General features: G+C 72.1%; 6 protein-coding genes and 1 pseudogene. 6 read left to right on the top strand and 1 reads right to left on the bottom strand.

The genetic code is table 11. The features are described from left to right. Positions 1–221 precede the first annotated feature (221 nt). Positions 222–666 (top strand): annotated as a pseudogene (locus CR938_RS13070) (integrase core domain-containing protein); the annotation flags it as partial. Between the two features lie 224 nt (positions 667–890). Here CR938_RS13070 and ilvD read toward each other — a convergent pair. Continuing rightward, positions 891–2,729 (bottom strand): dihydroxy-acid dehydratase, encoded by a 1,839-nt coding sequence (gene ilvD / locus CR938_RS13075; RefSeq protein ID WP_162125421.1) that lies wholly within the window; start codon positions 2,727–2,729, stop codon positions 891–893. Between the two features lie 361 nt (positions 2,730–3,090). Between ilvD and ilvC the strand changes: the two genes are divergently transcribed. From ilvC to CR938_RS13100, 5 genes are all read left to right on the top strand, one after another. Next, the gene (gene ilvC, locus CR938_RS13080) at positions 3,091–4,113 is read left to right on the top strand and encodes a ketol-acid reductoisomerase (protein WP_162125422.1); all 1,023 of its coding nucleotides are present in this window, start codon (positions 3,091–3,093) and stop codon (positions 4,111–4,113) included. After that, positions 4,110–5,852: an acetolactate synthase 2 catalytic subunit gene (gene ilvG, locus CR938_RS13085; RefSeq protein ID WP_162125423.1), complete on the top strand. Its 1,743-nt coding sequence runs from the start codon at positions 4,110–4,112 to the stop codon at positions 5,850–5,852. Before ilvC ends, ilvG begins: the two co-directional genes overlap by 4 nt. Then, a complete protein-coding gene (locus CR938_RS13090; protein ID WP_162125424.1) occupies positions 5,836–6,090 on the top strand; it encodes an ACT domain-containing protein in 255 nt (84 codons plus the stop codon). Before ilvG ends, CR938_RS13090 begins: the two co-directional genes overlap by 17 nt. 120 nt (positions 6,091–6,210) lie before the next feature. Further along, positions 6,211–7,332 carry a threonine dehydratase gene (locus CR938_RS13095; protein ID WP_162125425.1) on the top strand — a complete coding sequence of 374 codons (1,122 nt, stop codon included), beginning with the start codon at positions 6,211–6,213 and terminating at the stop codon, positions 7,330–7,332. Then, positions 7,329–8,900, top strand: a complete 1,572-nt coding sequence (locus tag CR938_RS13100) for a 2-isopropylmalate synthase (protein WP_162125426.1) — start codon at positions 7,329–7,331, stop codon at positions 8,898–8,900. The genes CR938_RS13095 and CR938_RS13100 overlap by 4 nt, the downstream gene beginning before the upstream one ends. The last annotated feature ends 215 nt before the right edge of the window (positions 8,901–9,115 follow it).

Consider the following 9,115-nt stretch of genomic DNA (forward strand, 5'->3'; position numbering starts at 1 on the left):
GGGGCTGGGGCGCTGCGGGCAAGGTGATCGTGTTCGGGCTCGTCAAGCGCAACGGCTGCGTCAAGGCGATGCCGATCCCGGCCCATGACCGGGCATCGATCATGCGCGAGATCGAGGCGCACACCCGAGAAGGCGCGCTCTACTACACCGACGAGTGGCAGGCCTATGCCACGCTGAAGCTGCGCGGCGAACACGTGATGATCCGCAAGGAGAAGGGTCTGAACTTCACCCACGAGTGCGTCGACATCACCGTCGACCATGGCATCAGCGGCGCCTATGTCGTGCGCGTTCTGGACCAGGCCGCCCGGTTCCGCGGCTATCCGCGCGCCGTGCGTACCGACAACGGCCCCGAGTTCACCAGTCGCGCCTTCATCGCGTGGACCCGGCAGCACGGCATCGCGCATCTGCTGATCGAGCCTGGCCGCCCCATGCAGAACGGCTACATCGAGAGCTTCAACGGCAAGTTCCGCGACGAGTGCCTGAACGAGCACTGGTTCACCTCGCTCGCCCAGGCCCGCGAGGTGATCAGCGAATGGCGGAGGGAACTACAACGAGGTCAGACCGCACAGCAGTTGCAGCCGCATCCCGCCCGCCCAGTTCGCCGCCAACCACCGCACCCAAATCCATCACCCCAAGGTACCCTTCAACCCTGGACTCTCCCAGTAATGGCTGGTACGGCTACTGGGGGGGGGGCGCAAAGTGCTGTCTCCCCGGAATCGCCCGACAAGTCAGCACGGAGGCGGTAGCCGGATCGCCACTGCATGTGCCGGCGAAGTCCGTGGCCGGATGCGGCGGCTGGCGCGCCCCGGCCGCGGGGCGAGGACGTCAATCCGGCAGCCGGACGGGGCGCGCGCGGTGCCCGGTCGCCGGGCGGCCGGCGCGGGCAGCCGTCAGAAATCGAGCAGGGCCCGGTTGCGCACTGCGCCCTTGTCGGCGCTGGTGGCCAGCAGCGCGTAGGCCTTCAGCGCGGTGCTGACCTTGCGCTGGCGCGGTTGCGCCGGCTTCCAGCCCTTCGCGTCCTGTTCGGCGCGGCGGACGGCCAGCTCGTCCTCCGGCACCAGCAGTTCGATGCTGCGCGCGGGGATGTCGATGCGGATACGGTCGCCGTCGCGCACCAGGCCGATGGTGCCGCCGGCCGCCGCTTCCGGCGACACGTGGCCGATGGACAGGCCGGAGGTGCCGCCGGAGAAGCGCCCGTCGGTCAGCAGCGCGCACTGCTTCCCCAGCCCCTTCGACTTCAGGTAGCTGGTCGGGTACAGCATCTCCTGCATGCCCGGACCGCCACGCGGGCCCTCGTAGCGGATCACCACCACCTCGCCCGACCGCACCTCGTCGCCGAGGATGCCCTTCACCGCCGCGTCCTGGCTTTCGTACACCCGCGCCGGGCCCTCGAACACGAGGATGGACTCGTCCACGCCGGCGGTCTTCACCACGCAGCCGTCGGCGGCGATGTTGCCGTACAGCACGGCCAGGCCGCCGTCGCGCGAGTAGGCGTGGTCCGCGTCGCGGATGCAGCCTCCGGCACGGTCCAGGTCCAGCTCCGGCCAGCGCGTGTCCTGGCTGAAGGCCTCCTGCGTCGGGATGCCGGCCGGGCCGGCGCGGTAGAAGGTGCGCACCGCCTCGTCGTCCGTGCGGGTCACATCCCAGCGCCCGATCGCCTCGCCCAGCGTCGGCGCGTGCACCGTGGGCACCGTGGTGTCGAGCAGGCCGGCGCGCGCCAGCTCGCCGAGGATGGCCATGATCCCGCCGGCGCGGTGCACGTCCTCGATGTGGTACTGCTGCGTGTTCGGCGCCACCTTGCACAGCTGCGGCACCCGGCGCGAGAGGTGGTCGATGTCGCGCAGGGTGAACGGCACCTCCGCCTCCTGCGCCGCGGCCAGCAGGTGCAGGATGGTGTTGGTCGAGCCGCCCATGGCGATGTCCAGCGCCATCGCGTTCCGGAACGCGGCGAAGGTGGCGATGCCGCGCGGCAGCGCGCGCGGGTCGCCGTCGCCGTACCAGCGGTGCACCAGCTCCATCACCGTGCGCCCGGCGCGCAGGAACAGCTCGCGGCGGTCAGCGTGCGTGGCCAGCAGGGTGCCGTTGCCCGGCAGGGCCAGGCCCAGCGCCTCGGTCAGGCAGTTCATCGAGTTGGCGGTGAACATGCCCGAGCAGGAACCGCAGGTCGGGCAGGCGCTGCGCTCGTACTCGGCCACCTGCTCGTCGGTCACGCCCGGATCGCCCGCGGCGACCATGGCGTCGACCAGGTCGAGCCCGTGGTCCGCCAGCCGGGTCTTGCCGGCCTCCATCGGCCCGCCGGACACGAACACGGTGGGGATGTTGAGGCGCAACGCGGCCATCAGCATGCCCGGGGTGATCTTGTCGCAGTTGGAGATGCACACCAGCGCGTCGGCGCAGTGGGCGTTGACCATGTACTCCACCGCGTCGGCGATCAGCTCGCGGCTGGGCAGCGAATACAGCATGCCGTCGTGGCCCATGGCGATGCCGTCGTCCACGGCGATGGTGTTGAACTCCTTGGCCACGCCGCCCACGCGTTCGATCTCGCGCACCACCAGCTGGCCCAGGTCCTTGAGGTGGACGTGGCCGGGCACGAACTGGGTGAACGAGTTGGCGATGGCGATGATCGGCTTCTGGAAGTCGCCGTCCTTCATGCCGGTGGCGCGCCACAGCGCGCGCGCGCCGGCCATGTTGCGGCCGTGGGTGGAGGTGCGGGAGCGGTATTCAGGCATGGCGGAAGCGGTTGCGGTGCGGCCACGGCAAGGTGTGGCCCTGGCCCGGATTGTGCTCCGATTTTCACGGTTGCATGTGCAACGAAAAAAGGCGGGAAAAACCGCTTGACAAGCGCGGACGACGCATGCTTCTCTAGCGGCATGCTGCATCGCCACACGCCCGCGCTGGACGCTTCCGCCGTTGCCACCGGCAACGCGCTGGCGCTCGTCCTCGTCCTTATTACCTCGCCCACAGGTGCGGGACGGACCGGCGTGTAAGCAGAAAAAGGCGCCAGAGATTCCGAAGAACCCCGCACCGCAAGGTGCGGGGTTTTTTCTTTCCCGGTTTCCACCGACGCAAACCCCGACACAGGACACGCCCATGACCACCAGCACCTCCCCCCAGGCCGGCACCCGCATCCACACCATCGCGGTCGTCGGCTATGGCAGCCAGGGTCGCGCCCATGCGCTCAACCTGCGCGACTCGGGCTACGACGTCGTCGTCGGCCTGCGCCCGGGCGGCCCCACCGAGGCCAGGGCCCAAGCGGACGGCTTCGTGGTCAAGCCCCCGGCCGAGGCGGTACGCGACGCCGACCTGGTCGCGGTGCTGGTGCCGGACATGGTGCAGAAGAAGCTGTACGAGGAGGTGCTGGCGCCGAACATGAAGCAGGGCGCCTGCCTGCTGTTCGCCCATGGCCTGAACATCCACTACGGGATGATCACCCCGCGCGAGGACCTGGACGTGGTGCTGGTGGCGCCCAAGGGCCCGGGCGCGCTGGTCCGCCGCGAGTACGAGATCGGCCGCGGGGTGCCCTGCATCTGGGCCGTGCACCAGGACCGCAGCGGCCACGCCGAGCAGTTCGCGCTCGACTACGCCGCCGGCCTGGGCGGCGCCCGCGCCAACCTGATCCGCACCACCTTCAGGGAGGAGACCGAGACCGACCTGTTCGGCGAGCAGGCGGTGCTGTGCGGCGGCGCCTCCTCGCTGGTGCAGGCCGGCTTCGAGGTGCTGGTGGAGGCCGGCTACCAGCCGGAGATCGCCTACTACGAGGTGCTGCACGAGCTGAAGCTGATCGTGGACCTGTTCTACGAGGGCGGCATCACCCGCATGCTCGAGTTCGTCTCCGAGACCGCGCAGTACGGCGACTACGTCAGCGGCCCGCGGGTGATCGACGCCTCGGTCAAGCAGCGCATGAAGGAGGTGCTGAAGGACATCCAGGACGGCACCTTCACCCGCAACTGGATCGCCGAGTACGAAGCCGGCCTGCCCAACTACAAGCGCTACAGGCAGGCCGACCTGGACCACCCGATCGAGAAGGTCGGCCGCGAGCTGCGCGCGAAGATGGTCTGGCTGCAGCAGCAGTCCGCCGACCAGCCCCAGTCACAGAGGACCGCCGCCGCATGAACGCCAACTCCCCCACGGCGGCCGCCGGCCTGCGCAACGGCGCAGCCTGGCTGGCACACGCCCTGGAAGCCGAGGGCGTGGACACCATCTTCGGCTACCCGGGCGGCGCGATCATGCCGTTCTACGACGCGCTGGTGGACTCGCGCCTGCGCCACATCCTGGTCCGCCATGAACAGGGAGCGGCGCTGGCGGCCAACGGCTATGCCCGCGCCAGCGGCCGGGTCGGCGTGTGCGTGGCCACCTCCGGCCCGGGCGCGTCCAACCTGGTGACCGGCATCGCCGACGCCATGCTGGACTCGGTGCCGATGGTCTGCATCACCGGGCAGGTGCCGACCACGGCGCTGGGCACCGACGCCTTCCAGGAGCTGGACGTGTTCGGCATGACCATGCCCATCGTCAAGCACAGCTTCCTGGTGCGCCGCGTGGACGACCTGCCGGAGGTGGTGCGCGAGGCCTTCCGCATCGCCCGCGAGGGCCGGCCCGGCCCGGTGCTGATCGACATGCCCAAGGACGTGCAGGTGGCCGCGGCCACGCACCTGCCGGCGCACGTGCCGGCGCAGGTCGAGCCGCCGGCGCCGCCCGCCGATGCCGCCCTGGCCGAGGCCGTGGCCGCGATCGCCGCGGCGGAGAAACCGGTCATCTACGGCGGCGGCGGCATCGCCCTGGCCGACGCGGTGGACGAGTTCCGCCGCTTCGTCGAGGCCACCCGCATTCCCACCGTGCTGACCCTGCGCGGCCTGGGCGCACTGCCGGGCAGCCACCCGCAGTTCCTGGGCATGCTGGGCATGCACGGCACCCGCGCGGCCAACATCGCCGTGCAGGAGTGCGACCTGCTGGTGGTGGTCGGCGCCCGCTTCGACGACCGCGCCACCGGCAAGCTGTCCGAATTCGCGCCCTTCGCCCGGGTCGTCCACCTGGATGCGGACGCCTGCGAGATCTCCAAGCTGCGCACCGCCGACATCGCCCTGCCCGGCGACGTGCGTGCCGGCCTGCGCGCCCTGGCCGCGGCCGGCAACGTGGCAGCCGAAGGCGCCCAGGCGCAGTGGCGGCAGCGCTGCGCGCAGCTGCGCGAGAAGCACGCCGCCCGCTACGACGCCCCCGGCGGCGACATCTACGCCCCGGCCCTGCTCAAGCGCCTGAGCGAGCTATGCCCGGACGCGGTGGTGGCCTGCGACGTGGGGCAGCACCAGATGTGGGTGGCCCAGCACTGGCGCTTCACCCACCCGCGCAACCACCTGACCTCCGGCGCGCTGGGCACCATGGGCTTCGGCCTGCCGGCCGCCATCGGCGCGCAGTTCGCCTGCCCCGGCCGGCCGGTGGTGCTGGTCTCCGGCGACGGCAGCTTCATGATGAACGTGCAGGAGCTGGTCACCCTGGCCCGCTGCAAGCTGCCGGTGAAGATGGTCCTGCTGGACAACAGCTGCCTGGGCATGGTGCGGCAGTGGCAGGAGCTGTTCTTCGACCGCCGCTACAGCGAGATCGACCTGTCCGACAACCCCGACTTCGCCGCCCTGGCGCAGGTCTGCGGCGTGCCGGCCACCCGCATCACCCGCCGCGACGAGGTCGAGGACGCGCTGGCCGCGCTGCTGGCCGCGCCCGGCCCGGCCCTGCTGCACGTGGCCATCGACGCGCGCGCCAACGTCTGGCCGCTGGTCCCGCCGAACACCGCCAACAGCACCATGCTGGAGGCCAGTCCCCACGAGCAACGCCCGGAGTCCGCCCATGCGTTACCGGCTTGACCTGGTGCTGAAACCCGCCGAGGGCGCCCTGGTCCGCGTGATCGGCATGACCGAACGCCGCGGCTTCGCCCCGCGCGCGATCGCGGGCGGTCCCGACGCCGGCGACGGCCGCTGGCGCCTGCAGCTGGTGGTGGACGGCGGCCGCCCGNCCGAAAGCCTGCGCCGCCAGCTGCAGAAGGTGTACGACTGCGACTCGGTCGAAGTGACCCCGCTGGAATCCACGGAGGCGACGCCATGAGCCGTCCTGCCGTCCAGCACCATGCCGCCGCCCGCCGCGTCCGCGCGCGCGCCCGGGCCGCGGCGCGGAGGCGTCTTCTTCGACGCCCGCCGCCGCCCGCGCCTGCCTGCGTCCGCCGCCATGCCTGACGCCGGCCTGGCCAGCGCCGACACCATGGAGACCGACGTCGCCGACGTCGGCGTCGCCGAGGGGCTGGCCGCCCAGTCGCGCCTGCGCCGCTTCCTGCCGGTCACGCCGATGCACCACGCCGAGCGCTTCGGCGTGTGGCTGAAGCTGGAGAACCTGCAGCGCACCGGCTCGTACAAGGTCCGCGGCGCGCTCAACGCGCTGCTGGCCGCGCGCGAGCGCGGCGACCGCCGCCCGGTGATCTGCGCCTCGGCGGGCAACCACGCCCAGGGCCTGGCCTGGGCCGCCTACCGCCTGGGCGTGCAGGCCATCACCGTGATGCCGCACGGCGCGCCGCAGACCAAGATCGCCGGCGTGGCCCACTGGGGCGCCACCGTGCGCCAGCACGGCCACAGCTACGACGAGGCCTACGAGTTCGCCCGCCGCCTGGCCGAGCAGAACGGCTACCGCTTCCTGTCCGCGTTCGACGACCCGGACGTGATCGCCGGCCAGGGCACGGTCGGCATCGAGATCGCGCCCTACGCGCCGGACGTGGTGATCGTGCCCATCGGCGGCGGCGGCCTGGCCTCGGGCGTGGCCCTGGCGCTGAAGTCGCAGGGCGTGCGCGTGGTCGGCGCCCAGGTCGAGGGCGTGGATTCGATGGCGCGCGCCATCCGCGGCGACACCGCCCCGCGCGACCCGGCCCCGACCCTGGCCGACGGCGTGCGCGTGAAGGTGCCCGGCTTCATCACCCGGCGCCTGTGCGCGCGCCTGCTGGACGACGTGGTCATCGTCCGCGAGGCCGAGCTGCGCGAGACCCTGGTGCGCCTGGCGCTGGAGGAGAACCTCATCGCCGAAGGCGCCGGCGCCCTGGCCCTGGCCGCCGGCCGCCGCGTGGCCGGCAGGCGCAAGTGCGCCGTGGTCTCCGGCGGCAACATCGACGCCACGGTCCTGGCCACGCTGCTGTCCGAGGTGCGCCCGCGCCCGCCGCGCAAGCCGCGCCGCGGTGCCGCGCCCCCCCGGGCCGAACCGCGCCCGCCGCGCCAGCGTGCCGGCACCGCGGCCGGCATCCCCTTCCCCGTCCCCCCGGCGCCGGAACCGGCGCAACCTGTCAGCAAAGAGGAGTCCACCTGGTGAACGCGCCCCGGTCTTCCGCCCAATCCCAGGTCTCCCCGGCCCGCATCCGGGTATTCGACACCACCCTGCGCGACGGCGAGCAGTCGCCCGGCTGCAGCATGACCCCGCCGCAGAAGCTGGTGATGGCGCGCGCCCTGGCCGAGCTGGGCGTGGACATCATCGAGACCGGCTTCCCGGCCAGCTCGCAGTCCGACCGCGAGGCCATGGCCCTGATCGGCCGCGAGATCCGCGGCCCGGTGCTGGCCGTGCTCTCGCGCTGCCTGCGCGCGGACATCGACACCTCGCTGCGCGCCCTGGAGGCCGCCGCGCGCCCGCGCCTGCACGTGTTCGTCTCCACCAGCCCGCTGCACCGCGAGCACAAGCTGCGCATGAGCCGGCAGCAGGTGCTGGACATGGCCGTGGAGAGCATCCGCTACGCGAAGCAGCACATCGACGACATCGAGTTCTCCACCGAGGACGGCACCCGCACCGAGGAGGATTTCCTGCACGAGGTGGTGGCCGCGGCGATCGAGGCCGGCGCCACCACCATCAACATCCCCGACACCGTCGGCTTCACCACCCCGGAGGAGATCCGCGGCATCTTCCAGCGCCTGATCGCGCAGGTGCCCGGCGCCGACAGGGTGGTGTTCAGCGCGCACTGCCACGACGACCTGGGCTTGGCCGTGGCCAACAGCCTGGCCGCCATCGAGGGCGGCGCGCGCCAGGTCGAGTGCACCATCAACGGCATCGGCGAGCGCGCCGGCAACTGCGCGCTGGAGGAGATCGTGATGGCGCTGAAGGTGCGCAACGCCTTCTTCGAGGCCGACACCGGCATCAACACCCCGCGCCTGGTGCCGACCTCGCAGCTGCTGCAGCGCCTGATCGGCATGCCGGTGCAGCGCAACAAGGCGGTGGTCGGCGCCAACGCCTTCGCCCACGAGTCGGGCATCCACCAGCACGGCATGCTGCGCCACCGCGGCACCTACGAGATCATGCGCCCGGAGGACGTGGGCTGGCCGTCCTCGCAGATGGTGCTGGGCCGGCACAGCGGCCGCGCCGCGGTCGAGCAGCGCCTGCGCGCGCTGGGTTACTACCTGGACGAGCGCGAGCTGGAGCTGGTGTTCGCCCAGTTCAAGGCCCTGTGCGAGCAGCAGCGCGTGGTCACCGACGCCGACCTGCAGGCGCTGATGCAGGACGCCGGCGAGGGCGAGGGCTACCGCCTGGCCTCAATGACCGTGTCCGACCGCGGTCAGCGCGCCAGCGCCACCGTCGAGCTGTCCGACCCGGAGGGCCGGCGCGTGTCCGAGACCGCCGAGGGCGACGGCCCGGTGGACGCCCTGTTCGCCGCGCTGGCGGCGGCCACCGGCGTGCAGCTGGCGCTGGAGAGCTACCGCGTGCACAGCGTCGGCCTGGGCACCGACGCGCGCGGCGAGGCCAACCTGAGCGTGCGCCACGGCGATGATGAATACGAGGGGACCGGCATGAGTCGTGACATCATCGAGGCCAGCGCCCTGGCCTGGCTGGACGTCGCCAACCGTCTGCTGCGCCAGCGCCGCGCCGCGGCCAGCGAACAGCTGGCCACGGCCTGACCGCGCCGCCGGCCGTGGCCGGCGGCATCCGTCCCACCCGTGACCCGCGGGCCCCAGGCCCGCGGCGAGGAACCTCACGATGCCGATCGCCGACAGCAATCCGGCCGCCAACCTGAGTTTCGAAGCCGCCGTCTCGCGCGCCCTGTCGCGCCGCCCGGCCGACATCCCGCATCCACCCCGCCCCGCGATGGTGGCAGCGTCTGCCCGGAGTCGCA

The organism is Pseudoxanthomonas taiwanensis (assembly GCF_010093135.1).
Taxonomy (GTDB): domain Bacteria; phylum Pseudomonadota; class Gammaproteobacteria; order Xanthomonadales; family Xanthomonadaceae; genus Pseudoxanthomonas; species Pseudoxanthomonas taiwanensis.